The sequence below is a fragment of the Pseudomonas sp. GW458-11-26-14-LB4 genome (genome assembly GCF_059423925.1).
The window spans coordinates 1-25,365 of sequence record NZ_JBWKYU010000024.1; the positions used below are offsets into that span (position 1 = coordinate 1).

Here is a 25,365-nt window from a genome sequence, read left to right on the forward strand (position 1 = left end):
GTAGGTCATCGTCAAGATTAAATTCCGAAACCCCAATTGCGAAAGCAGTTGGGGTTTTGTTTTGCCCGCAGGAAAGTGGTCCGACCGCCGTTACTGCAACCATTGGGGAAATCCCTCTGAAATGACCGCTCCGTTTTTGGTATGGTGCAGCTCGTTTTTTAACGGACTGATGTCACGCCCAAGGATCGGCGCTCATTTTTTGTCAAAGAGTGGCTGCAGAAATGCCCGAACCCATCCCTATCAAGGATCACGAAAAAGAGACGCGATTGGTCAACAAACGCCTGATCGCCTGTGCCTTGTTCGTCTTCGCTGTCAGTTGCGCCCTGGTTGTGCGCCTGTACATCCTGCAAGTCGTCGAGTTCGACTACCACTCGACTATCTCCGAAAACAACCGCGTCCATGTCCTGCCGATCCCGCCGACACGCGGCTTGATTTACGATCGCAACGGCGTATTGTTGGCCGACAACCGTCCCAGCTACAACCTGACCATCACCCGCGAACGCGCGACCGACGTCAACCAGGAGCTGGATGAAGTCATTAGCCTCCTGCACCTGCCCGCTGAAGACCGCACAGTCTTCGACAAGGCCATGAAGCAGTCGCGTCACCCGTTTACACCCGTAACGCTGTTCTATGAACTGACCGAAGAACAGATCGCCGTGCTGGCAGTCAACGAGTTCCGCTTGCCCGGCCTGGATGTCGAGCCGCAATTCGTTCGTAACTACCCGCTGGGCGCACACTTCGCACACTCGATCGGCTACGTCGGCCGCATCAACGAGAAAGAATCCAAGACTCTCGATTCCGTCGAATACCGCGGCACCCAATCCATCGGCAAGACCGGTATCGAACGCTTCTACGAGCCACAGCTGCACGGCCACGTCGGATACGAGGAAGTAGAAACCAATGCTCAGGGCCGCGTCCTGCGCGTGCTAAAACACACCGATCCGGTACCCGGCAAAAACATCGTCCTGAGCCTCGACGTCAAACTCCAGGAAGCCGCCGAAGCCGCACTCGGCGACCGTCGCGGCTCGGTCGTTGCACTAGACCCATCGACCGGTGAAGTGCTGGCCATGGTCAGCAACCCCAGCTTCGACCCCAACTTGTTCGTGACCGGTATCAGTTCCAAGGAATATTCCGCGCTGCGCGACTCAATCGACCGCCCGTTGTTTAACCGCGTACTGCGCGGCCTGTATGCACCCGGTTCGACGATCAAGCCGGAAGTGGCCATCGCTGGCCTAGACGCTGGTGTCGTCACGCCACAAACCCGGGTTTTCGATCCTGGCTACTACCAACTACCGGACTTCGACCACAAGTACCGCAACTGGAACCATAGCGGCGATGGCTGGGTGGACATGGACGCAGCGATCATGCGTTCCAACGACACCTACTTCTACGATCTGGCGCACAAGCTCGGCATCGATCGCTTGCACGATTACATGGCGATGTTCGGCCTCGGCGAGAAAGTCTCACTCGACATGTTCGAGGAATCTCCCGGCCTGATGCCGTCCCAGGCCTGGAAGCGCGACACGCGCCGGCAGGCCTGGTTCCCCGGCGAAACAGTGATCCTCGGCATCGGTCAGGGCTACATGCAGGTCACGCCGCTGCAACTGGCTCAAGCCACTGCATTGATTGCCAATAAGGGCATCTGGAACCGTCCGCATCTGGCCAAGACCGTCGACGGGGTGGCACCAGTGGACGAACACCCGATGCCGAACATCTTGCTCAAGGATCCGCGTGACTGGGAGCAGGTCAACCACGGCATGCAGATGGTGATGCACGATGCCCGAGGTATTGCTCGTGCTGCGGCGGCCGGCGCGCAATACCGCATCGCCGGCAAGAGTGGTACGGCGCAGGTGGTGGCGATCAAGCAGGGCGAGCGCTACAACCGCGAGAAAACCCTCGAGCGCCATCGTGACAACGCGTTGTTCGTCGGTTTCGCCCCGGCCGAGCATCCGAAGATCGCCATCTCGGTGATGATCGAAAACGGCGAAGCCGGTGGCCGCGTCGCAGGTCCTGTGGTGCGGCAGATCATGGACGCCTGGCTACTCGATCAGGACGGTCATCTCAAGCCGCAATACGCGGCGCCGACCAAGGCGCCGGGCGATCCCCACGTTTAACCCGCCACAGCTTCACAGCACAGGCTCACGCAAGCTGAGCATGTGCTGGAAGCTGTCGAGGAACACCGTTTCCGCCTGAGTCATCTTCTGTTCGCGATTCCACAGCAGCTGGATATCGAAATCCACCACCCCGTCCTCCGGCGGCAAGCGCCACAGCAGACCCTGTTCGACATCCCGCCGTACAAGGTGAGTCGGCAGACAGCCAATCCCGAACCCCGCACAGATCAGACGATAAATCTCTTCGAAACTGGTGGAGGAGGCGACGATCTTGCCGGTAAACCCCTGTTGGTCACGAAACAGCGTCAACGGTGAAAGATTGCCGCCGAGCTGATCGCTGGTGAAGCTGACAAAGTTCTCCGCCGCCAGTTGCTCCAGCGTCAGATTCTGCTGCCCGAACAGTCGATGCCGCTGCCCGCAAAAGTATGCGTAGCGCTCTCGGAACAGCACTCGTTGCTCCAGCCGAGGCTGTGGCAGGCGACATAATCCCACTCCCACCGTAGCGGTCTTTTGCAGCAATGAACTGATGATGTTCGAGCTGCCCATCACCTCGACTTCCAGCTCGATTTTCGGGTGAGTTTCGTGGAAGTCCGCAAGGAACTCATCGTAATGCCGCGCCTGCACGCCACTGACGGTGAGGATGCGGATCTTGCCCACCACGTCGTCATGACGGTTCTCGACCACGGTGCCCAAACGGGAAATATCGCCGTAGATATCCGCCGCAATCCGCAGAACTTCCTCCCCGGTTACCGTCAGATCAAAGCGCCGTCCGCTGCGGGCAATCAACACACAATCCAGTTGTTCCTCGAGACGTTTCAACGCCTGACTGACGGCTGATTGGGTGATGTGCAATCGCGCAGCAGCACGGCTCATGCTGCCTTCCTGACCGATCACCAGATACGTGCGCAGCAGGTTCCAGTCCAGCCGGTCATTGAGAAAACGCCGACCGACCCATGAGTTGGAAGTATTCATGTAGTAGCCACGCTAATAGTAAAGATAAGTTTTTGAAAATTGACTAATCCTGTCACGGAAGCGATAAAGCCCACAAGCGCCACAGAGCGCGAGCGTCAGCCGCCTCGACACCTGCCCAAAACTATAAATACACAGGGTTCTTGCATGCACACCACCGCTCAGCCGCGTCGCGCCGCGGCCGCTGCCTTCATTGGCACGACCATCGAGTTCTACGATTTCTACATCTACGCCACCGCCGCCGCACTGGTGCTCGGGCAAGTGTTCTTTCCCAGCAGCGACCCTGTGACCAGCACGCTCGCCGCGTTCGGCAGTTTCGCCGTCGGCTTCATCGCCCGCCCGATGGCCGGCATGGTGTTCGGCCATCTGGGCGATCGCCTCGGTCGCAAGAAAATGCTGCTGGTGACCATGGCGCTGATGGGCCTGGCCACGGCGGGTATCGGTCTGTTGCCAAGCTATGCCAGCGTCGGCATCTGGGCGCCGATCGGGTTGATCGTGTTGCGCCTGATCCAGGGCATCTCCGTCGGCGGCGAGTGGGGCGGGGCAGTGTTGATGGCCAGTGAGCACGCTCCGGCCAAGCGCAAGACCTTCTACGCCTCGTTCGCCCAGCTCGGCAGCCCGGCGGGTTTGTTGTTGGCGTTGATCGCGTTCCGCCTGGTGACGTCGCTGTCGCCGGAAGACTTCCTCGCCTGGGGCTGGCGTCTGCCGTTTCTCGCCAGCGGCGTGCTGATGATGGTCGGTCTGATGATCCGCTCCGGGGTGCATGAATCGCCGGAATTCGCCAAGGCCAAGGACAACAACGAGACAGCGAAGTACCCGGTGAAAGACGTGATCCGTCAGTGCTGGCGGCAGATCCTGTTTGCCGCCGCCGCCGTCACCATCGGTTCGGCCGGATTCTTCTTCACCAACACCTTCATGATCACCTACGTCACCCAATATCAGGGCATCCCGCGTTCGACCATTCTCGACTGCCTGTTTCTGGTGACCGTCATTCAACTGCTATCGCAACCGGTATCGGCATTGCTCGCCGAACGCATTGGCGAAGGGCGATTCCTGATGCTGGTGGCGTTGCTGTGCATGGTCACGCCGTACCCGATGTTCCTGCTGGTCGGCACTCAAAACATTCTGTTGATGACCCTCGGCATCGCCGTCGCGGTGGTGATTCTCTCGGCCTTATATGCGGTGATCGCTGGGTACATGACCCAGGCCTTCCCGGTGCACCTGCGTTACTCGGGCATTTCCATCGCTTACCAACTGAGCTGCGCGTTGGCCGGCGGCACCACGCCGCTGATCGGCACGCTGTTGGCCAGCAAGTTTTCCGGACAGTGGCTGCCATTGGCGGTGTTCTTCACGCTGCTGTCGGCCCTGTCGCTGATCGGTGTCTGTGGCCTCGCGCGTCTGCGGGCCAACCCGGTCGTCCTTCATACCAACAAAGAGGTGTACTCGTGAGTAAGCCCGCCCACATTGATCCGATCGAATGGCAAGCCCGTTGCGACCTCGCCGCGCTGTACCGCTTGATCGCGCACTTTCGCATGACCGACCTGATCGACACCCACATCACCCTGCGGATTCCGGGGCCGGAGCATCATTTTCTGATCAACCGCTACGGGGTGATTTTCGACCGCATGCGCGCTTCCGATCTGGTGCGTATCGATCAGGATGGACGCATCGTCGACCCTGAATACGCCGGGCATCGGGTCAACGCCGCTGGCTTCGTGATCCACTCGGCGATCCACATGGCGCGGCCGGATCTGAACTGCGTGATCCATACCCACACCGCTGCCGGCATGGCCGTCGCTGCACAGAAACAAGGCCTGCTGCCGATCAGTCAGCACGCGCTGAAGTTCTACGGAAAACTTGCTTACCACACCTACGAAGGCATCGCGCTGTCGCTGGATGAGCGTGAGCGCTTGATCGCCGATCTCGGCCCGCACCGGGCGATGATCCTGCGCAATCACGGCCTGCTGGTCGGCGGTTCCGGCGTGGCTCAGGCATTCCAGGAAATCCACTTTCTGGAGCGTGCCTGCCAGGCGCAAGTGCAGGCGTTGGCCGGTGGCTGCGAACTGCATTTCCCCTCGCCGGAAGTCTGCGCCCACACCGCCGAACAGTTCGACCGCGATGAGCAGGACAACATCATCGACCTGGCCTGGGAGGCCGCACTGACCCTGATCGAATCCCAGCGCGAGTCCTATCTGTCATGAACACCGTTGCACTGATGTCCCGCGACACGCTGTTGCTCAAACAATTGCAGGAGGCCTTTGCACGCCGCGCGCCGCAGCTTTCGGCGGTGCTGGCCGACGATCCCCGGGCGGCGAATGCGCAGATCGCGGCTTGTTGGTTTCCGCTGCCGGACAGCCTCGCCGCGTTACCCAATCTGCAAGTGATTCACTCGGTCGCCGCCGGGATCGATCACCTGGAGCACGATCCGTCTTGCCCCGATTTGCCGGTGTGCCGCGTGGTTGATCCCGGCCACCGCCAAGGCATGACCGAGTACGTACGCTGGGCGGTGATTCACTTTCATCGCGGCTTCGATCAAGTGCTGGAGCAACAGCGCCAACAGCATTGGGAGCGACCGCTGCAACGCCCGGCCCATGAGTTTCGGATCGGTGTGATGGGGCTCGGCTCGCTCGGCAGCGCGATTGCCCAGGACCTGGCCAGTGCCGGTTACGACGTGCGGGGCTGGGCGCGCAGCAGCAAGGATTTACCTGGCGTGAAGACCTTCGCCGGCACCGATGCCTTCAACCCGTTCCTCGACGGCGTGGAGTTGCTGATCAACCTGTTACCGCTCACCCACGAGACTCGCGGCATCCTCAATCGTCAGACTTTCGAGCACTTGGCCAATGGCGCGGCACTGGTCAACGTCGGGCGCGGCGGGCATCTGAATATCGAGGATCTGCAACAAGCGCTGGCCCGGGGAAAACTGCGCGGTGCACTGCTCGATGTCTTCGAACAGGAACCGCTGCCTGCCGATCATTCGCTGTGGAAAACCCCGGGCGTGACCATCACCCCGCACATGGCCTCGGCGGCATCTCACGATTGCATCGCCGAACAGATCGCCGAAAACTTCCGCCGATTGAATGCCGGTGAACCGTTGCTCAACAGCGCGGATCGACTGCTCGGTTACTGATCCGCCAGACAGGCCTGCAAACGTTCGATGAACAGCGTCTCGGCGCGGCTCAGGCGCTGGTCGCGGTTCCACAACAGATGAATGTCGACATCGGCAATCCCCTCGTGGGGCGGCAGGCGCCAGAGCAATCCGGCGTCGACGTCCGCCGCCACCACGTGCTCCGGCAAACAGCCGATGCCGAACCCGGCGATCACCAGTCGCCGCACTTCTTCCAGGCTCGGCGATGACGCGACGATGCGTCCGCTGAAGCCCTGTTGATCGCGAAAAATCGTCAGCGGCGAGAGCATGCCGCCAATCTGGTCACTGGTGAAACTGACGAAGTTCTCCCGCTGCAAGTCGCCTTCACCAACGTCCTGCCGGCCAAACAGTGCATGGTGCTTGCCACAGAAAAACGCATAGCGCTGACGCAGAAACAGACGCTGTTCCAGACGCGGTTGCGGGCGGCGATTGAGGCTCAGGCCGAGGGTCGCGGTTTTCTCCTGGAGGGCGCTGACGATGTCCGAACTGCGCATCACGTCGACCTCCAGATCGACTCGTGGATACAGCCTATGGAAGTCGGCGAGGAAGTCATCGAAGCGCTCGGAAAAGATCCGGCTGATGATCAGCAGTCGTACCTTGCCGATCACTTCGTCGGCCGGTTGCTCCAGCAGGCTGCTGACCTGGGACATCTGCCCGTAGATCTCGCCGGCCAGTTCGAAGATCTGCTCGCCGACTTCGGTAAGGGCAAAGCGCGGGCCGCGCCGGGCGATCAGCTGGCGACCCAGCTGCTCCTCCAGACGCTTGAGTGCCTGGCTCACCGCCGGTTGAGTCAGGTGCAGACGCGCGGCGGCGCGGCTGATGCTCAGCTCCTGGCCGATCACCCGGAAGGTGCGCAAAAGGTTCCAGTCCAAGCGATCGTTGAGCAGGCGTTGGACATCGCGTTCGGCCATGGCGGCTCTCGATTATAAGATGGGGTAATACTTGGAATAATAAATAGAAAATTGACTAATCATAGCCCCGGGACGATAAATCACCCCACGACAGGCGCCGCCAGAGCGCCTCGGATTTAGCGTTTTCCTCCTGCCAAAAAAACAATCAAAGGAGCCCGACCCCATGAAGCCCCACGCTTCGAACCAGCCGCGCCGTGCGGCGGCCGCAGCCTTCATCGGCACCATGATCGAGTGGTACGACTTTTACATCTACGCCACCGCCGCCGCGCTGGTGTTCGGCGCGCTGTTCTTTCCTTCCGACGATCCGCTGTTCAGCACCATGGCGGCGTTCGGAACCTTCGCCGTAGGCTTCTTTGCCCGGCCATTGGGCGGGATCATCTTCGGCCATATTGGCGACCGCATCGGCCGCAAGAAATCGCTGATCATCACGCTGTTGATGATGGGCGTGGTCACGGTGTGCATCGGTCTGCTGCCGACCTACGCGCAGATCGGCGCAACCGCACCGGTGCTGCTGATTCTGTTGCGCATCGTCCAGGGCATCGCCGTGGGTGGCGAGTGGGGCGGGGCGGTGTTGATGGCCGGCGAGCATGCGCCGAAGGGCCGGCGCAATTTTTTCGCTTCGTTCGCGCAACTGGGCAGCCCGGCGGGTTTGATTTTGTCGCTGCTGGCGTTCAGTGCGGTCACCCGTTTGCCGGAAGAAGACCTGATGAGTTGGGGCTGGCGTCTGCCGTTCCTCGCCAGTGCGCTGTTGCTGCTGGTGGGCCTGGCGATTCGCTTGGGCGTGAACGAGTCACCGGAATTCCTCGCCAGCCGCGAGCAGGCCAGCAAGCAGATCAAGAAAGAACAGGCGCCGGTGATGGAAGTCCTGCGCACCGCGTGGCGTCCGCTGTTGCTGTGCATCGGCGCCAACACGCTGGGCATCGCCGGGGTGTATTTCACCAACACCTTCATGATCGCCTACACCACTCAGCAACTGGCGCTGCCGCGTTCGCTGATTCTCGAATGCCTGTTCTTCGTCGCGATCATCCAGTTCTGCATTCAGCCGCTGGCCGCGTGGACGGCGGAGAAGATCGGCGCGACGCGTTTCCTGTGTCTGGTGTCGCTGCTGGCGATGGTCTCGCCGTACCCGATGTTCGTGTTGGTCAGTTCGGCCCAGGCGCCGCTGATCATCCTCGGCATCGCGCTGGCGGTGGTGTGCATGGCCTCGTTCTACGCGGTGATCGCCGGTTACGTCAGCGGCATGTTCGAGACCCGCGTGCGCTACACCGCGATCTCGCTGGCCTATCAGATTTGCGGTGCGGTGGCCGGTGGGCTGACGCCGCTGATCGGCACGATGCTGGCGCACAAATTCACCGGGCAATGGTGGCCGATGGCGGTGTTCTACAGCCTGATCGCCGGCATTTCGCTGATCTGCGTGCTGTCCCTCGCCCGTCGTCACACCAGTGCCCATCGCGCGGAAATGGCCCGTGCCTGACCCGGAATTTCAGGAGAACCTCATGTTGAAGATCAATGGCGAACGCCTGTGGGCGAGCCTGATGGCCATGGCCGAAATCGGTGCGACAGCCCGGGGCGGCAGCTGCCGTCTGGCATTGAGCGACGAAGACAAGGCCGGTCGCGAACTGTTCGCCCACTGGTGCCGCGAAGCCGGCATGACCCTGAGCGTGGACGCCATCGGCAACCTGTTCGCCCGTCGCGCCGGCATCGATCCGGACGCCGCGCCGGTAATGATGGGTAGCCACCTCGACACCCAACCCGAAGGCGGGCGATTCGACGGCGTCTACGGTGTACTCGCCGGGCTGGAAGTGGTGCGTTGCCTCAACGATCTGAACATCCAGACCCGCAAACCGCTGGAAGTGGCGGTGTGGACCAACGAAGAAGGCGCACGCTTCACCCCGGCCATGTTCGGCTCGGCGGTGTTCACCGGGATCATGGAGCTGAACGCCGCTCTGGCGGTGCGTGATGTCGATGGCATCAGCGTCGCAGAAGCTTTGCAGCGTACCGGTTACGCCGGTGATCGCCCGTTGGGCGGCGCGGTGGATGCGTATTTTGAAGCGCACATCGAGCAAGGCCCGATTCTCGAAGACAACGCCAAAAGCATCGGCGTGGTCACGGGCGGTCAGGCGATCCGCTGGCTCGATGTGCGCGTGGAAGGCATGGCCGCCCATGCCGGCACCACGCCGATGCCGCTGCGCAAAGATGCGCTGTACGGTGTGGCGCGGATGATTCAGGCGATTGAAGGTCTGGCCGCAGATTTTGCCCCCGAAGGCCTGACCACGGTCGGCGAGTTGAGTATCAACAAGTCCTCGCGCAATACCATTCCGGGGTTGGTGAATTTCACCGTCGATCTGCGTCATCACCGCGACGACGCCATTGCCGCCATGGAACAACAGGTCCGTGCCCGCTTGCAGGCCATCGCCGACGGCCGAGGCCTGAACCTGACGATCACCCCGCACTGGATCAGCCCGGCCACGCCGTTCGACGCCGAATGTGTGGCGGCCGTGCAAGAGGCGGTGGATGCGCTGGGCTACGCTCAGCAGTCGATTGTCAGCGGCGCCGGCCATGACGCGATTCACCTCGCGCGTTACTGCCCGACGGCGATGGTGTTCATCCCGTGCGTCGGAGGCCTGAGCCACAACGAAGCCGAAGATGTGTTGCCCGCAGACGTGAAGCAGGGCACCGACGTATTGCTCAACGCCGTGCTGGCCCGCGCCGGTCGAATCGAACAGGGAGCCTGAACCATGCGCAGTTTTTTCCACCCCGAACAATTGCTCCACCATCCACGCAGCTATTACTCGCGCGGGCAGATGCGTACGCCGCAGGAAGTGCCCGAGCGTGCGCAACGTTTGGTGCAAGCCGCCCATGGCTTGGGCTTCAGTGTCGAGCAACCCGCCGATGCCGGCCTCGCGCCGTTGCTGGCGGTGCATGGCGCGCCGTATCTGACCTTTCTTCAGGAAGCGCATGCACGCTGGAAGGAAATCCCCGAAGACTGGGGCGATGAGGTGATGTCGAACATCTTCGTCCGCGAGCCCAATGCATTGCGCGGCATCCTCGCCCAGGCGGCGCGCTATCTGGCGGACGGCAGTTGCCCGGTGGGCGAGCAGACCTGGCGCTCGGCCTACTGGTCGGCGCAAAGCGCAGTGGCTGGCGCTCAGGCACTGATCGAAGGTGAGCCGGCGGCCTACGCCTTGTGCCGTCCGCCGGGGCATCATGCCCGGGCCGAAGCGGCGGGTGGTTTCTGCTACGTGAACAACGCGGCGGTGGCGGCGCAGGTGCTGCGTGACAAGTTTGAAAAAGTCGCCGTGCTCGACACCGACATGCACCACGGTCAGGGCATCCAGGAGATTTTCTACGACCGCGATGACGTGCTCTACGTCTCGGTGCATGGCGATCCGACGAACTTCTATCCGGGTGTCGCCGGGTTCGCCGACGAGCGCGGCAGCGGCGCGGGGGAGGGCTTCAACCTCAATCTGCCGATGGCCCACGGTTCCAGCGAAGCGGATTTCCTCGGGCAACTGGACGTCGCGTTGAACGCGCTACGTGAGTTTGGCGCGGAGGTGCTGGTGCTGTCGCTGGGCTTCGATATCTATGAGCTGGATCCGCAAAGCAAAGTCGCCGTGACCCGTGAAGGTTTTGCAACATTGGGCGAGCGGATTCGCAGCCTGGGCCTGCCATGCCTGATCGTGCAGGAGGGTGGTTATCACCTGGAAAGTCTCGAAGACAATGCCCGGGCGTTTTTCGTGAATGGCGAGGTGTGGCAGCGCTGAGGCAATCCACCTGACGAAGCGCCCTGTGGTGCTTGCCATCGCCCTGACGTTAACGTAAACATTGGCGTCAGGGCGCTGATGTAAAAAAGCGCAAAGCGGACCGCTCCGGAGCGCTTGATGACTCTTATAAAAACAACCGATCCCAAGTCTCACCACGAAGCCCGGCTGGCCCGGGAAAAACTCCATCTCGAAGGGCAGGTCCCGGATGGCGTGTTGCGTGCGGAGATCGATGCTTCGTGGCGGCGCAGCCTGAGCCACGGCGTGCATTTCAATGGCAAACATGAGTTGGCGCTGGAGTCGAGCGCCAGTCTCGATGTGTTGCTGGCGAGCAATCGCCTGCTGATCGATGCGGCGATACCGGCTATCGATTACCTGGCCGAACGTCAGGGCAAGGAAGGCCTGATCATCCTCGCCAATTCCGACGCCACCATCCTTGCGGTCGAGGGACGTGCCGACCGGCTCAAGGGCAGCGGTCTGCAGGACATCACCCTCGGCGCCTGCTGGAGCGAAGCCGCTCGTGGTACCAACGCCCTCGGCACGGCGTTGGTCGAAGCGCGGCCCACCCTGATTGATTGCGGCGAACACTACCTCGACCGCCTCACCGATTTTTCCTGCACCTCGGTGCCGATTCATTGCCCTCAGGGCGAAATTCTTGGCGTCCTCGACCTGACCCGCGAAGGCCCGCTCGGCCGCGTCCACGACAGCACCGCGCTGCTGAGCATGGCGGTCAGCCAGATCGAGAGCCGGGTGTTCAACAACAGCTTTCCCGATCAAATCGTCCTCGCCTTCCACAGTCGCCGCCAGTATCTCGAATCGCCATGGCAAGGCCTGCTCGCGGTCAGTCTCGGCGGGCAGATTCTGGCGGTCAGCGCCCAGGCCTGCCAGTTGCTGCGGGCCGAACGTTCGGCGCTGGTCGGACGGCGTTGCGAAGAATTTCTCGGGGTCGATGGCGTGCAACTGCTGACCCGTCTGCAACAGGGTGGCGTCGGCAGTGTGCAGACCGCCAAGGGTGAATTTTTCTACAAGACCCTGCTAGCCCCAGCGCGTTCGGTCAACCTCGGCGGCCCGCCGCGCAGCGTGGCGAAAACCGCCAAGGCACAGCCGGATATGGAAGCACTGGCCGGCAACAACGCTCGCTACGCCCGAGCCCTGCGCATGGCTCGCCAAGGTCTGGCCAATGAATTGCCGGTGCTGTTGCTCGGCGAAACCGGCACCGGCAAAGAAGTGATCGCCCGTGCCATGCACCTGGCCGGCAGCCGCAGCGACAAACCGTTCGTGGCCGTGAACTGCGCGGCAATTCCCGAAGGCCTGATCGAGTCGGAACTGTTCGGCTACCGCGAAGGCGCATTCACCGGATCGCGCCGGGGCGGCATGATCGGGCGCCTGCAACAGGCCCACGGCGGCACCTTGTTCCTCGATGAAATCGGCGACATGCCGCTGGCCTTGCAGGCGCGTCTGCTGCGGGTTTTACAGGATCGTAAGGTCGCGCCGCTGGGTGCCGGGGAAGAGCAGGACATCGACGTCGCGCTGATCTGCGCCACCCACCGCGACCTCAAGCGTCAGGTCGAAGACAAGCAATTTCGCGAGGACCTGTTCTACCGGGTCAACGGCATCAGCGTGATGCTCCCGGCCCTGCGTGAGCGCGATGACTTCAGCGCGCTGGTCACTCGGCTGCTGAATAAACTCGACGCGCCGAACGCCGTACTGCACGACGACCTCAATCGCCTGCTCGCGGGTTATCACTGGCCGGGCAACATCCGCCAACTGGAAATGGTGCTGCGAACCGCGCTGGCCATGCGCGAACCCGGTGAAACGGTGCTGACCCTCGATCACCTGCCCGACAGCATGCTCGACGAACTGTCCGCCACCGAGAAACCCCAGACCGGCAGCATTCGCGAGAACGAACTGGAGATGATCCGCCAGTCCCTCGACACCCATCAGGGCAACGTCTCGGCCGCGGCCGACGCCCTCGGCATCAGCCGCGCGACTCTGTACCGCAAACTCAAACAGTTGCGCTCGTGATGCAGCGCCTGTTCGTGCGGCTGATCGACAGCCAGAACCCCGCCGCACTGCAAGCGGCGTTGCGTTGGCTGTACGGTTTCGTGCGGCCGCAGCGTTTGGCCATTGCCGGCCTGCTCGGTCTTTCGGTGTGCGCGTCGCTGCTGGTGCTGGTGCAGCCGTGGCTGATCAAACTGCTGATCGACGACGGGCTGCTGGCGCGCAACTTTCCGATGCTGGTACTGATCGCGGTGTTGATGATCATCGCGGGACTGCTCGGCACGGCGTTGTCGGGGATCAACCGCTATCTGCACACGCGCCTGTCCGGGCGGATTCTGTTTGCCCTGCGCGATGACCTTTACCGGCATTTGCAGAAGCTCTCGCCGAGCTTCTACGGTCAGCGCCGGATCGGCGATCTGATGTCGCGGCTCGACGGCGATGTGGCGGAGATTCAGCGCTTTGCCGTGGACTCGTTGTTCTCGGCGGTATCGAGCGTGATCGGCTTGGTGGTGGCGATCGTGATGCTGCTCACTCTGTCTTGGAAACTCTCGTTGCTGGCGCTGGTACTGATCCCGCTCGATGTGCTGTGGCTGCGCTGGATGCGGCGCAAGGTCGAGCGCGATGTGCGGCAGTTGCGCGAGCGTTCGGCGGACATGTCGTCGTTCATGGTCGAGACCTTGCCGGTGATGAAATTCATCCAGTCCGCCGGCCAGCAACAGCGTGAAGCGCGGCGTCTGGAAAGCCTCGGGCAAGGCTACATGAACCAGTTACTGCGCCTGCAAGTCACCGAGTTTTTTACCCAGGCCGTGCCCGGCACATTGACCTCGCTGTCCCGCGCCTGTGCGTTTTTGATCGGCGGTTATTGGGTGGTGCAGGGCACCTGGCAACTCGGTGCGCTGATCGCGTTTTCCACCTATTTGGGGATGGCGGTCGGGCCGGTGCAAAGTTTGTTGGGGTTGTACGTGGCGATCCAGCGCATGACCGTCAGCCTCGGTCGGGTCATGGAGTTGCGCGGCGAAGAACCCACGGTGTTTTCACCGGTCACGCCGAAACCGTTTCCCACTTCCGGCGACCTGCGTTTCGACGCGGTGCACTTCAGCCATCCGGGTCGACCAAGTACGTTGAGCGGCATCGAGGCGACGATTCCCTACGGTTTGAAAGTCGCATTGAGCGGCGGCTCCGGCGTCGGCAAATCGACGCTGATCGATCTGCTGCAACGGCATCACGATCCGCAGTCCGGACGAGTGCTGCTCGGCGAAGTGGATCTGCGTGAACTGGAGCTGTTCGAGCTGCGTCGACGCATCGCCGTGGTCAGTCAGGACATCGTGCTGTTTCGCGGCAGCCTCGCCGACAACCTGGCTTACGCAGTGCCGGACGCCAGCCGCGAAGCCATCGCCGAAGTCGCACGGCTGGCGCAACTCGACAGCCTGATCGCGTCGTTACCCGAAGGCCTCGACAGCCCATTGGGCGAGCGCGGTCAGCAATTGTCCGGTGGGCAGAAACAGCGCATCGCGATTGCCCGGGCGCTGTTGCAGGATCCGCTGATTCTGGTGCTCGACGAAGCCACGTCGGCCGTCGACGAAACTACCGAGCGCGAGGTGATCGAAGCCATCGACCGCTTGTTTGCCGGGCGCACGCGGATCCTCATAAGCCATCGTCCGTCGACCCTGGCCGATGCCGATCTGCGCTTTGAATTGCTCGACGGTGTGCTCATTTCGAAAACGGTGCTGCATGAAGCCTGAGTTGCGTATCGGTGTGGTCGACAGCGGACACTCGGCAGCGCAGCGGGTGCAGGTGATTGCCGGGCGGCGTTTCTCGTTGCTGGAGGATGGCCTGGCCGAATCGGAGTTGCGCGACGATCCTCTCGGGCATGGCAGCGCAGTGATCGAAGCAATCAGTCGTCGGGCACCGGCCGCAAAAATCTGCGTGGCCCAGGTGTTCGATCAGCGCGGCGTTACCAGTGCATTGCAGATCGCCTCGGCCATCGACTGGCTGGTGGCGCAGGACGTGCGGCTGATCAATCTGAGCCTCGGCCTGCGCCAGGATCGCAGCCTGTTGCACGAAGCCTGCGCGGCGGCGGTGGCCCGTGGAGTGTTGCTGTGTGCGTCGAGCCCGGCACAGGGCGCGGCGGTGTTTCCGGCGAGTTATCCGCAGGTGCTGCGGGTGACCGGAGATGCCCGTTGCACCGATGAACAATGGTCTTGGCTCGACAGTGCGCAGGCGGATTTTGCCGCGTGTGTTCGCGGCACTTATCCGGGGCAGTCCGGGGCCAGTCTAGGGTGTGCAGCGTTGAGCGGGCATATTGCCGGTTATCTGCTGGAGCATCCGCAGGCGAGCAATGCCGAAGTTATCGACTGGCTGAGACAGCACGCTCGTTATCGCGGCCCTGAACGGCGTTTCGGTCCATGACTGCGATCCTGATTCTCGGTGCCGGTCCCGCCGGTGCGGCGGTCGCATTGGGGCTGCGACGACTGGGTTACCCCGTGACGCTGGTCAGCGAATGGCGGCGGTTTGCGGCGCTCGAAGGCGTCTCGCAACGGGTGCTGGAGGCGTTGCGCGGTGCCGGGTTGAATCATGCTTTGACGAACGCCACGTTGCCGTCCCAAAGGCAGGTTGCGTGGAACGGTCAGCAGCATGCGCAGAACATCGAGTTTCTGCTGGATCGCCCGACTTTTGATCGTGGTTTGCGGGAAGACCTGCGGGTGGCCGGGGTCGAGGTGATTGAAGGGCGAATCCTGAATGTTCATTCTTCGGCTGAGGGGCATCGGGTTGAACTCGATGGCGGTCAGACGCTAACGGCGGATTTTCTGGTGGAAGCCCGTGGGCGACAGGCGCCAGCGTCGGGCAAAGGTCTGCGCGGGCCGGAAACGGTCAGCCTGCTCAATCGGTGGCAAGGCACGCCGGGTGTGACTGCCAGTGCCGTGGAAAGCCTCGAGGACGGTTGGGCGTGGATGGCTCGACGGGACGATGGTCAGTGTTATTGGCAGTGGACAGTGGATGTGGCCAGCGCCCAATTGCCGGGCAAGGTGCAGTTGCTCGATTACTGCCGCGCGCGACGTCTGGCCTCGGATTTTACTCAATCCTTCTTCGCCGGCGGGCAGGAATTGGAGTTGCAACTGCACGCTCGCAGCAGCACCGCGATCCTTGCGCCGAAGGTCTGTGGCGAAAACTGGATTCGTGTCGGCGATGCAGCGATGGCAGTGGACCCGCTGTCGGGCAACGGGATTTTCCAGTCGCTGTCCTCGGCGTTGCAGTCATCGGTGGTGATCAACACGCTGTTGCGTAAACCTGAGCGGGCGGCGCTGGCGCAACGTTTTCACCGGCAACGTGTGGAGCAGTTGTTCCTGCGCTTTGCGCGGATCGGTCGGGACTTTTATGCCGATGAACAGCGCTGGCTCGATCGGCCGTTCTGGCAGGCGCGGCGACAGTGGCCGGACGCTGAAGTGGCCCATGCTGCGGTGGATTTTTCCGCGTTGCGGATCGAACGAATGCCGGTGTTGCGTGACGGGTTTGTCGATGATGCCGAGGTGGTGATCACGGCGGATCAACCGCTGGGGATCTGGCATGTGCAAGGTGTCGAGCTGGCTCCGCTGGTGCGGCGCTTGCGCGATGAACCGGCGGATCAGGTGTTGGCGGGATTGACGCTTGAGCAGGGGCGAGCCGTTCGTGGGTGGCTGTTGGCCCAGGGTTTCAAACCCTGAGCCGTGAGCGCAGTCATTACAACTTGATCAACACTGACTTCAACTCGGTGTAATGCTCGATCGCCGCATACCCCATCTCGCGCCCGACTCCGGACATCTTGTAGCCGCCAAACGGCAGCGCCGGATCCAGCGCGCTGTGGCAGTTGACCCACACCGATCCCGATTTGATCCGCGGAATCATCCGGTGCACCGCCGCCAGGTCGTTCGACCAGATGCTCGCGCCCAATCCGTAAGGGCTGTCATTGGCCATGCGCAGCGCATCGGCCTCGTCATCGAACGGAATCGCCACCAGCACCGGCCCGAAGATCTCTTCCTGCACCAGCGAATGCCGCTGATCGACATCGACAATCACCGTCGGCTTGACGAAGAACCCCGGCCCGAACTGCTCGCCACCGCAGGCGATGGTCGCCCCGCTTTCCCGGCCCATTTCGATATAGTTGTAGACCCGCTCCTGCTGACGCGCGGAAATCAGCGGGCCCATATCGATGCTCGGGTCGAGGCCGTTGCCGAGCTTCATCGCATTGGCGATGTCGCTGATATCGGCCACCACATTGTCGAAATGCTTGCGCTGCACATACAGGCGCGAACCGGCGCAGCAGACCTGGCCCTGGTTGAAGAAAATCGCACTGGCCGCACCCGCCGCGGCGGTTTTCAGGTCGGCGTCGGCCATGACGATGGTCGGTGATTTGCCGCCCAGTTCCAGGGTGACCCGGGTCATCGAGTCCATGGCGATCTTGCCGATCTGCTTGCCGACGGCGGTGGAGCCGGTGAAGGTCAGCTTGTCGACCTGCGGGTTGTGAGTCAGCGCGGAACCGGCCGTGATCCCGGTGCCGGTGACTACGTTGAACACGCCTTCCGGATAACCCGCCTCCAGCACCAGCTCCGCCAGTTTCAGCGCGGTCAGCGGGGTTTCGTCGGCCGGTTTGAGCACCACGGTGCAACCGGTGGCCAGCGCCGGGCCGAGTTTCCAGCAGGCCAGCAGCAACGGAAAGTTCCAGGCGACGATGGCGCCGACCACGCCCACCGCCTCGCGCCGGATGAAGCTGTGGAACTGATCGCCGGGCATCAGCGGCAACGAAACGTCGACGCTGGAACCTTCGATCTTGGTCGCCCAACCGGCCATGTAGCGCAGGAAGTCGATGGCCAGTTGCACGTCCATCACCTGCGCCACCGCCGCGCTCTTGCCGTTGTTCAGGCATTCCAGTTGCGCCAGCAGCTCGGCGTCGCGCTGCATCAGGTCAGCGAGTTTCCACAGCAGGTTCTGCCGCTCGCGCGGACGGGTTCGGCTCCAGGCTGAATCATCGAAGGCTTGCCGGGCGGCGAGCACCGCGCGGTCGACATCTTCCAGCGTGGCGCGCGGTACCACGCACAGCACTTCACCGGTGGCCGGGTTGTGCAGCGGCATGGTCTGGCCGTCGGTGGCTTCGACCCAGTCGCCGCCGATCAGCATGCGTGGCGGGCGCTGGATAAAGGCCGAGGTGGCAGGGAGCAGATAGGGCAGGGGCATGGCGAAACCTCTTGTTGTTCGATGGGATCGAGAGGAGCTTTCGCAATGGTTGTGCCAAATGCTCGAAGGTGGCGCACAGCCCGGTTGCACGGGCGAAAGGAGGAAGAGTTTGAGTGGCAATGAGGGTGAATTTGTCTCAAAACGCGACACCCGTTGAGAAGCAAGATACGCGTCCTACAAAGCCAATCCAGCTGTCACGGGGCCTTGGCGAAGTCGGGCCGTTTCAGGTGTAGGAAAAGTCGCGCGTCTGACAGTTTTTACCGACTGGTGGAGGCATGAGGTACGAGCTAAGTTGCTTGGTGTATAGGGTTTTCCTGCCACGGATTTGGCGGGTCAGTGTCTTCACAGGGATGTCGATGAACAACTTAATCATTCGATGGCTAACCAATTTTACGATGGGCGTGGGGACTGGATTTCTGGTGACAGGGATTGCGGCGCTATTGATCGGCGACTTGACCGATGTCGATACGATTCGGGCAGGTGCGTGGATGGCTTCAACCAGTTTTTTCGTAATCGTTACCTCATTCGGTGTTGCCATGATGGAGGGAAAATGATGGCGGCTTTAATTGTGGGGCTGTGGTGTATGGGCGTCAGTATGCTGCTCATGTATGCGTATCACCGGGATCGTCGAATTCAAGCGGCCCAGCGTGATTCCGCGGCATTGGCAGCCAAGGCCGGCGCCCACTGTGAATGCTCGATGGTTTGCAACCATTGTGGGCGTTACAAGGTTCACCCGGACAACTCTGTTCGCTAGGCGCGGGTAAACAACCAATACAAGAGCCCCGTCATTGGCGGGGCTTGTTTTCGTGCGGGTTCGGCAGGCGTCACTCTTCTGGAGGTTTTTCATGGGGGATACTGCCAGCTCCGGGTCATCTGTCGCGTGACGCAATGTCGCTGACGCCGCAACAACTATGCTTGTCTCAGACTGCAACAGCTGTCGCGAAATTGGACGCCGGCAAGCACCGGCGGCACCGCCACTTCGCCTTGATCTTCACGTAACTGCTTGATTGAAAAGCTTATCGGCAAGCTGGCACGCTCCGTGTATTGCTCACAGCAGACGTTTCGCTTGCCTCCGTTCGTGCATCGCCACGAACGGCAGAAACCATAAAAACGATAAGCCACAACAATAAGAAAGCACCGTGCGAGGTTCGACGTTGATGAAGAGAAAACTCCGATCAGGCATGAGCGCCAGCCTGCTGGCCGTGGCCGCTTGCGTGGCCCTGCATTCGCCGTACAGTCTGGCAGCCCGCGATGCCCAGACCATCCTCAAGGAAACCTGCCAGGGCTGTCACACCCCTGAAGCCGGCGACCAGTTGAGCCGCATCAGCCACCAGCGCAAGACCCCGGAAGGCTGGCTGATGAGCATCGCCCGGATGCAGACCATGCACGGTTTGCAGATCAGTGATGACGACCGTCGCACGCTGGTCAAATACCTCGCCGACACCCAGGGCCTGGCGCCCAGCGAAACCGATGGCGTGCGTTACGCACTGGAACGGCGGTTGAACACCGTCGAGCAGTTCGACGAGAAAACCGCGCAGATGTGCGGACGCTGCCACTCCGGCGCGCGGATCGCCCTGCAACGGCGTCCGGCTCAGGAATGGGAACGTCTGGTGAATTTCCACCTCGGTCAATGGCCGTCGCTGGAATATCAGGCCATGTCCCGTGATCGTGACTGGTTCGATATCGCCCGCAAGGAAATGGTCCCGCTGCTGGCCAAGCGTTATCCACTGGATAACCCGGCATGGCAAGCCTGGGTCAAAACCGCACCGAAAGCGGAAGCGCTGGTGGGCGACTGGAGCTTCAGCGGCCACTTGCCGGGCAAGGGTGAACTGGCCGGCACCATGAGCGTCACCGCCGATGGCAGTGACACCTTCAAGGTCGCCGTCAAAGGTCAGTACGCCGACGGCAGCCCGTTCAACGGCGATGGCAGCGCAATCCTTTACAGCGGCTACGAATGGCGCGGCAACGTGACCGTCGATGGCGTGACCATGCGTCAGGTGTTCGCCGCACAAGGCACCGCCATGCAGGGCCGGATGTTCGAGGCCGAGCACGATGAGCGCGGTTTGGACTTTGTCGCCGCCAAACAGGGTTCGCAGCGTTTGCTGGCGGTGCAGCCAGGTTATGTGAAGGCAGGCAGCGAAACCGAAGTGACCCTGATCGGCAGCGGTCTGAGCGGCAAACCGAACTTCGGCAAAGGCGTGGACGTGGTCGAAGTGGTCGAGCAGAGCGCCGACCGGATCAAGGTCAAAGTAAAAGCGGCAGCGAATGCCCAGCCGGGCCTGCGCGCGGTCAGCGTCGGCAGCCTGAAAGGCCCGAGCCTGTCGGTGTACAGCAGGATCGCCTCGGTCAAAGTGGTGCCGGAATTCTCGGTGGCACGGATCGGCGAGGGCGGCGGTTCGACGCCGAAAGTCCAGGGCCGCTTCGATGCCGAAGCCTGGGGCAAGGGTGCCGACGGCAAGCCGTATCGCATCGGCGTGTTCCCGGCGCAATGGAAAGTCGAAGCCTTCGACGAGCGCGCCAAAGAGGACGAGGACGTCAAGTTCGCCGGCACCATGCAGACCGACGCGGGCGTGTTCACCCCGGGCGATGCCGGGCCGAATCCGGCACGCAAGATGTCCACCAACAATGCCGGCAACCTCAAGGTGATCGCCGCCGTCGACGACGCAGGGAAATCCCTGACCGGCGAAGGCCACCTGATCGTCACCGTGCAACGCTGGAACAATCCACCCATTCCCTGATGTTGAAACGTGAGTTGAGCTGAGCGACAGCGATTCAGACACTTTTCGGAATGACCGCAAGTCCCCCAAGCGGGGCTTGCACAGGAGGTTTGCAATGGGCGCTATCTTGAATCTGGTCGAACGTAATCTGCACGAAGTGCACGTCGACGCCGACCGCATGCTGTTCCACATCCCCAGCAGTTCGCTGTTCGCCAGCGATGAACTGACCGGGACTATCATTGATGCGTTGCGCGGCCCCGGTTGCTCCTCGGAAGACCTGATCCAGCGCCTCGGCGCGCGGTTCAACGGCGAGGAAATCAACGAGACCCTGCGCGAGCTGATTTCGCTGGAACTGGTCAGCGACGGCTCGCCGCTGACGCCGGACATCGCGGTCAAACGTGTCGAGCGCACGGCGATCAACACCGTGGTGCTCAACGTCAACACCGGCTGCAACCTGAGCTGCACCTACTGCTACAAGGAAGACCTCGACAAGCCGTCCGCCGGCAAGAAGATGGACGTCGAAACCGCCATCGCCTCGGTGGAAATGTTGCTGCGTGAGTCCCCCGACGAAGAACGGTTCACCGTGGTGTTTTTCGGCGGCGAGCCGCTGAGCAATCGCAAGCTGATCGAGTACATGGTCGATTACTGCGAGAAGCGGTTTGCCGAGGCCGGCAAGTTCGTCGAGTTCGTGATGACCACCAATGCCACGCTGCTCACCGAAGAAACCGTGGACTACCTGAATGCCCACCGCTTCGGCTTGTCAGTGAGCATCGACGGACCGAAAACCGTGCACGACCGCAACCGCATCACCGTGGGCGGGCAGGGCACCTATGACGTGGTGCGGCGCAAGGCTGAAATGCTGCTTTCGCGTTACAACAGCCGTCCGGTCGGTGCGCGGGTGACCCTGACCACGGGCGTCACCGACGTTGAAACCATTTGGGATCACCTGTTCAACGAGTTGGGGTTTGCCGAGGTCGGATTTGCTCCGGTGACCTCCGGCGATATCAGCAGCTTCAACCTGACCACTGACGAATTGATCGAAGTCTTTGCCAGCATGAAACGCCTCGGTCGGCGTTATCTGGAGGCTGCGCTGGAGCACCGCAACATTGGTTTTTCCAACCTGCATCAGTTGATCACCGATATCCACGAAGGCCACAAAAAAGCCCTGCCGTGCGGTGCCGGATTGAAGATGCTGGCGGTCGATCACAAGGGCGAACTCAACCTGTGCCATCGCTTCACCGGCTCGTCGCTGCCGACCTTTGGCAACGTCCACAGCGGCGTTAAGCAGGTTGAGTTGAACGACTTCCTGTCCCAGCGCCTGGATCGCACCAACACCGGTTGCCATGACTGTCAGATCCGCAACCTGTGCTCCGGCGGCTGCTACCACGAAAGTTATGCCCGCTACGGCGATCCGGCGCACCCGACTTATCACTACTGCGAACTGATGCGTGACTGGGTCGACTTCGGCATTGAGGTCTACACCCGGATCATGGCCAACAACCCTGCGTTCATCAGCAGCTACATCACTCCGCGCAAGGCTCACTGATATGAAACATCTCAAGGCAATCAATAACAAAGCGTTGAAGCTGGATCAGGCCGCGGACGAGAACCGCATCGAAGAAGTGGTGGCGATGAGCTCCGTCGCCGGCTGTGCCTCGACCACCGACCCGGGTTGGGAAATCGATGCGTTCGGCGGGGTGTCGTCGCTGTGCCAGCCGATGGAGGCTGACCTGTATGGCTGCTCTGATCCGTGCTGGTGGCCGGCCCAGGTGCCGGACATGATGAGCACCTACCCGGACTGGAACAAGGATGCCCAGGCGTCCAACGACAACTGGCGCAACCTCGGCACTGTCTTCCCGAAAGACAAGTGATCGCTAAGAAGAAGGATTCCAGCATGCCTAGCCTCAACAAAGCCTGCGGCCTTGCCGCACTCGCGGTTCTGAGCGCCTGTTCGCTCCCGGTTCTGGCCGATGAGAACACCGCGCTGCAAGACGGTCACGAGTACATGTTGACCACTAACTATCCGAACAACCTGCACGTCATCGACCTGGCGACCGACAGCCTGTACAAGACCTGCAAGATGCCTGACGCCTTTGGCCCCGGCACCGTGCAGCTGTCGCCGGATCGCAAGACCGCGTACGTGTTGAACAACCATTATGCCGATGTTTACGGTGTCGAACTGGACAACTGCAAGCAGGTGTTCCACGCCAGCATCACCCAGCAGCCGGGGGAAAAGGCGCGCTCGATGTTTGCTTTCACCGTCAGTCATGACGGCAAGGAGCTGTACACCATCGCCAACCCGACCCAGATGCTCAATGATCGCTACGAGGTCAAACAGCCGCGTCTGGACGTCTACGCCACCGACGCCGGGATGGACGCCAAGCCAGTGCGTAGCTTCCCGGCGCCACGGCAGTTGACGATCATGCAGAGCGGCGATGACGGCACGCTCTATGTGGCCGGCGCTGATGTGTACAAGGTCGATGTGAAGAGCGGCAAGTTCGACGTGCTGATCCCCAGCCGTCACTGGAAACGAGCGAACTACAGCGCGCCGGACGTGCTTTACGTGTGGAACCAGCAGACTTACCGCCACGATTTCTCGCTGCTGTACACCGCCGCCAGGTTCAAGGACAAGAAGCAGGACCCGGCCACCGCTGAATACCTGTACGGCTTGTTCAGCGTCGATCTGAAAACCGGCAAGACCGAAACCACCGATTTCGGCCCGCTGACCGAGATCTACTTCAGCGGTATGCGCTCGCCCAAGGATCCGAACCTGATGTTCGGCGTGCTCAATCGTCTGGCCAAGTACGATATCAAGCAGAAAAAGCTGATACAGGCGGCGACACTGGACCATTCCTACTACTGCATTTCGTTCAACAAGGACGGGAGCAAGATCTATCTGGCCGGGACCTTCAACGACGTGGCGATCTTTGATGCCGAGACCATGAAACAGACCGGCAGCATCAAGTTGCCGGGTGGGGATATGGCGATTACTACGGCGCAGATTTTTGTTCGGTAATTAGCGGCGTCAGGGATGACGCCTTCGCGAGCAAGCCCGCTCCCACATTTGAAATGCGGTTCAAATGTGGGAGCGGGCTTGCTCGCGAAGGGGCTCTCTAAACCGCCCCGAAAATCAGGCCCCGGGCACTGGGCAGCTCATGTCACCTTCTTCGCATTTCAAATACTGTTTGAGCGCCTCGGTTCGCGTTTTTGTCACCGAGGCGATGCAATTGTTGTAGATCAACGGATAAACACTCCCGCCTGCCACGCCGGATGCCGAAAACTTGCACTCGGCATCGCGAAAGCCGATCCATGCCCGTTGCGCGCTCACCAGCAGTTTCTTGCCATCAGGGTTGTCCTTCAACCGAGCAGTGATCTGCTGATAAACCGTGTTCAACTCCTTGTCCGCCGCCTTGTTTTCCTGCGCAGCGCACTGATTCATCGTCGCCTGATCGCTGGCATTGGCGCAGTCCACGGCAGCGTGAGCAACAGAAGTGAAAAGAAAGGGTGTCAGGGCCAGAAGCAGGCGTGGGGACATGAGTCATCTCGCTTTGGTGAATGAACGTGCCGGGCAGTTTAGCGACTTCGTGGCGCCATCAGGATTTATGCTGCCTTGATGCGTTGAGCAACCGCTCCGCTGTCGCGGCAATTTCCTCTCCGTCATGCAGTTTTTCCAGCCACCCTGACGGTATTCCCTGCACGCCGTAAAAGGCGCCGGCCAACTGGCCGACGATGGCGGCCGTGGTGTCCGCGTCATCGCCCAGATTCGCCGCTTGCAGGACGGCCGCGGCAAAGCTGTCGGTGTGCTGGAAGCACCCTAACGCTGCTTCCAGGGATTCGACGCAGTAGCCACTGCCGCGAATGTCGCGCTCGGTCTTGTGCAGGTACTCGCCCCGGGCAATCGCCGCCACCTTGGGCTGACTGAAGGCTGTTTGCGGCAGGGTGCGCAGTTGCGCTTTCGATGCGCCTTCCAGAGCCTTGCCAAGCAGTTCGGCAAACAGCTGGCAACATTCGATGGCCTCGGGCGCCGCGTGCGTGGTGCGTGAACTGTCGGCGGCGAATCGCCTGGTTTTCCGGGCATCGGGGAAATAAAACAGCACCACGGGCACCAGTCGCATCAACGAGCCGTTCCCGGCGCTGTAGGGATCGGTGGAGCCGGCAAACGCCTCTCCGGTGTGTTGATAGCGATCCAGCGCCTGACTCACGGTCATGCCAATATCAAAACATTCGCCGGTCGAACTCAGATAGCCCCATTGCCACCAGTTCAGATAGCGGCCCATCTGGTCAGCGGCATCGAAGCCGTTTTTGTTCAGCAGACTTTCCGCCAGGCACAACGCCATCGAGGTGTCGTCGGTCCATTGACCGGGCTTCAGGCGAAACGGCCCGCCACCGACCATGTCGGTCAGGGGCAGGAAGCTGCCGCGCGGCTGGAATTCGACGGTGGTTCCCACGGCATCGCCGCAGGCCAGGCCGAGGAGGGCGCCACGGTAACGTTCGGGGAGAGAAGGCTGCATGATGACGTCCTTGTGTCGTTCAGTTCGCTGC

General features: G+C 61.5%; 21 protein-coding genes. 16 read left to right on the forward strand and 5 right to left on the reverse strand.

The window, feature by feature from the left end; translation table 11 throughout:
- Positions 1-221 precede the first annotated feature (221 nt).
- Positions 222-2,114, forward strand: a complete 1,893-nt coding sequence (mrdA, locus tag AC07XZ_RS25200) for a penicillin-binding protein 2 (protein WP_102688077.1) — start codon at positions 222-224, stop codon at positions 2,112-2,114.
- A 12-nt stretch (positions 2,115-2,126) separates the two neighbouring features.
- Here the strand turns inward: mrdA and AC07XZ_RS25205 are convergent, their stop codons facing one another.
- Complete coding sequence (locus AC07XZ_RS25205) at positions 2,127-3,083, reverse strand: LysR family transcriptional regulator (protein ID WP_102688078.1); 957 nt, start codon at positions 3,081-3,083, stop codon at positions 2,127-2,129.
- Between the two features lie 144 nt (positions 3,084-3,227).
- Here AC07XZ_RS25205 and AC07XZ_RS25210 point away from each other — a divergent pair, with 144 nt between their 5' ends.
- Genes AC07XZ_RS25210 through AC07XZ_RS25220 form a run of 3 tightly spaced genes read left to right on the forward strand, consistent with a single transcriptional unit; the run spans position 3,228 to position 6,207 of the window.
- Positions 3,228-4,529 carry an MFS transporter gene (locus tag AC07XZ_RS25210; RefSeq protein ID WP_102688079.1) on the forward strand — a complete coding sequence of 434 codons (1,302 nt, stop codon included), beginning with the start codon at positions 3,228-3,230 and terminating at the stop codon, positions 4,527-4,529.
- Positions 4,526-5,281, forward strand: a complete 756-nt coding sequence (locus AC07XZ_RS25215) for a class II aldolase/adducin family protein (protein WP_102688080.1) — start codon at positions 4,526-4,528, stop codon at positions 5,279-5,281. The genes AC07XZ_RS25210 and AC07XZ_RS25215 overlap by 4 nt, the downstream gene beginning before the upstream one ends.
- Positions 5,278-6,207 (forward strand): 2-hydroxyacid dehydrogenase, encoded by a 930-nt coding sequence (locus tag AC07XZ_RS25220; RefSeq protein WP_102688081.1) that lies wholly within the window; start codon positions 5,278-5,280, stop codon positions 6,205-6,207. The genes AC07XZ_RS25215 and AC07XZ_RS25220 overlap by 4 nt, the downstream gene beginning before the upstream one ends.
- Here AC07XZ_RS25220 and AC07XZ_RS25225 read toward each other — a convergent pair.
- Entirely contained in the window at positions 6,201-7,136 is a 936-nt protein-coding gene (locus AC07XZ_RS25225) for a LysR family transcriptional regulator (protein WP_102688082.1), read from the reverse strand. The genes AC07XZ_RS25220 and AC07XZ_RS25225 overlap by 7 nt on opposite strands.
- Before the next feature lie 163 nt (positions 7,137-7,299).
- Between AC07XZ_RS25225 and AC07XZ_RS25230 the strand changes: the two genes are divergently transcribed.
- The 7 genes from AC07XZ_RS25230 (at position 7,300) to qhpG (ending at position 16,599) form a co-directional block, all read left to right on the forward strand.
- Positions 7,300-8,610, forward strand: coding sequence for an MFS transporter (locus AC07XZ_RS25230; protein WP_102688083.1), 1,311 nt, complete (start codon positions 7,300-7,302; stop codon positions 8,608-8,610).
- A 22-nt stretch (positions 8,611-8,632) separates the two neighbouring features.
- Entirely contained in the window at positions 8,633-9,871 is a 1,239-nt protein-coding gene (locus AC07XZ_RS25235; protein ID WP_102688084.1) for a Zn-dependent hydrolase, read from the forward strand.
- A gap of 3 nt (positions 9,872-9,874) precedes the next feature.
- Complete coding sequence (locus AC07XZ_RS25240; RefSeq protein WP_102688085.1) at positions 9,875-10,900, forward strand: histone deacetylase family protein; 1,026 nt, start codon at positions 9,875-9,877, stop codon at positions 10,898-10,900.
- A 117-nt stretch (positions 10,901-11,017) separates the two neighbouring features.
- The gene (locus AC07XZ_RS25245) at positions 11,018-12,922 is read left to right on the forward strand and encodes a sigma-54-dependent Fis family transcriptional regulator (RefSeq protein WP_102688086.1); all 1,905 of its coding nucleotides are present in this window, start codon (positions 11,018-11,020) and stop codon (positions 12,920-12,922) included.
- A complete protein-coding gene (locus AC07XZ_RS25250) occupies positions 12,922-14,640 on the forward strand; it encodes an ABC transporter ATP-binding protein (RefSeq protein WP_102688087.1) in 1,719 nt (572 codons plus the stop codon). The genes AC07XZ_RS25245 and AC07XZ_RS25250 overlap by 1 nt, the downstream gene beginning before the upstream one ends.
- The gene (gene qhpE, locus AC07XZ_RS25255; RefSeq protein WP_102688088.1) at positions 14,630-15,307 is read left to right on the forward strand and encodes a subtilisin-like serine protease QhpE; all 678 of its coding nucleotides are present in this window, start codon (positions 14,630-14,632) and stop codon (positions 15,305-15,307) included. Before AC07XZ_RS25250 ends, qhpE begins: the two co-directional genes overlap by 11 nt.
- The gene (qhpG, locus tag AC07XZ_RS25260) at positions 15,304-16,599 is read left to right on the forward strand and encodes a flavin-dependent monooxygenase QhpG (protein ID WP_102688089.1); all 1,296 of its coding nucleotides are present in this window, start codon (positions 15,304-15,306) and stop codon (positions 16,597-16,599) included. Before qhpE ends, qhpG begins: the two co-directional genes overlap by 4 nt.
- A 16-nt stretch (positions 16,600-16,615) precedes the next feature.
- On the opposite strand, the gene AC07XZ_RS25265 is transcribed toward qhpG, so the two are convergent.
- Positions 16,616-18,106: an aldehyde dehydrogenase family protein gene (locus tag AC07XZ_RS25265; RefSeq protein ID WP_102688090.1), complete on the reverse strand. Its 1,491-nt coding sequence runs from the start codon at positions 18,104-18,106 to the stop codon at positions 16,616-16,618.
- A 356-nt stretch (positions 18,107-18,462) separates the two neighbouring features.
- Between AC07XZ_RS25265 and AC07XZ_RS25270 the strand changes: the two genes are divergently transcribed.
- The 5 genes from AC07XZ_RS25270 to peaD all read left to right on the forward strand — a co-directional run bounded on the left by AC07XZ_RS25270 (position 18,463) and on the right by peaD (position 23,839).
- Positions 18,463-18,660: a hypothetical protein gene (locus AC07XZ_RS25270; RefSeq protein ID WP_102688125.1), complete on the forward strand. Its 198-nt coding sequence runs from the start codon at positions 18,463-18,465 to the stop codon at positions 18,658-18,660.
- Positions 18,661-19,263: 603 nt separating this feature from the next.
- Entirely contained in the window at positions 19,264-20,844 is a 1,581-nt protein-coding gene (gene peaA, locus AC07XZ_RS25275; RefSeq protein ID WP_102688091.1) for a quinohemoprotein amine dehydrogenase subunit alpha, read from the forward strand.
- Between the two features lie 94 nt (positions 20,845-20,938).
- Positions 20,939-22,369, forward strand: a complete 1,431-nt coding sequence (peaB, locus tag AC07XZ_RS25280) for a quinohemoprotein amine dehydrogenase maturation protein (protein WP_085608195.1) — start codon at positions 20,939-20,941, stop codon at positions 22,367-22,369.
- Position 22,370: 1 nt separating this feature from the next.
- Complete coding sequence (gene qhpC / locus AC07XZ_RS25285; RefSeq protein ID WP_008016081.1) at positions 22,371-22,694, forward strand: quinohemoprotein amine dehydrogenase subunit gamma; 324 nt, start codon at positions 22,371-22,373, stop codon at positions 22,692-22,694.
- A gap of 23 nt (positions 22,695-22,717) precedes the next feature.
- Positions 22,718-23,839: a quinohemoprotein amine dehydrogenase subunit beta gene (gene peaD / locus AC07XZ_RS25290; RefSeq protein ID WP_102688092.1), complete on the forward strand. Its 1,122-nt coding sequence runs from the start codon at positions 22,718-22,720 to the stop codon at positions 23,837-23,839.
- A gap of 114 nt (positions 23,840-23,953) precedes the next feature.
- On the opposite strand, the gene AC07XZ_RS25295 is transcribed toward peaD, so the two are convergent.
- Positions 23,954-24,358 (reverse strand): lysozyme inhibitor LprI family protein, encoded by a 405-nt coding sequence (locus AC07XZ_RS25295; protein ID WP_007953090.1) that lies wholly within the window; start codon positions 24,356-24,358, stop codon positions 23,954-23,956.
- Between the two features lie 58 nt (positions 24,359-24,416).
- Positions 24,417-25,334: an ADP-ribosylglycohydrolase family protein gene (locus tag AC07XZ_RS25300; protein WP_102688093.1), complete on the reverse strand. Its 918-nt coding sequence runs from the start codon at positions 25,332-25,334 to the stop codon at positions 24,417-24,419.
- Positions 25,335-25,365 lie beyond the last annotated feature (31 nt).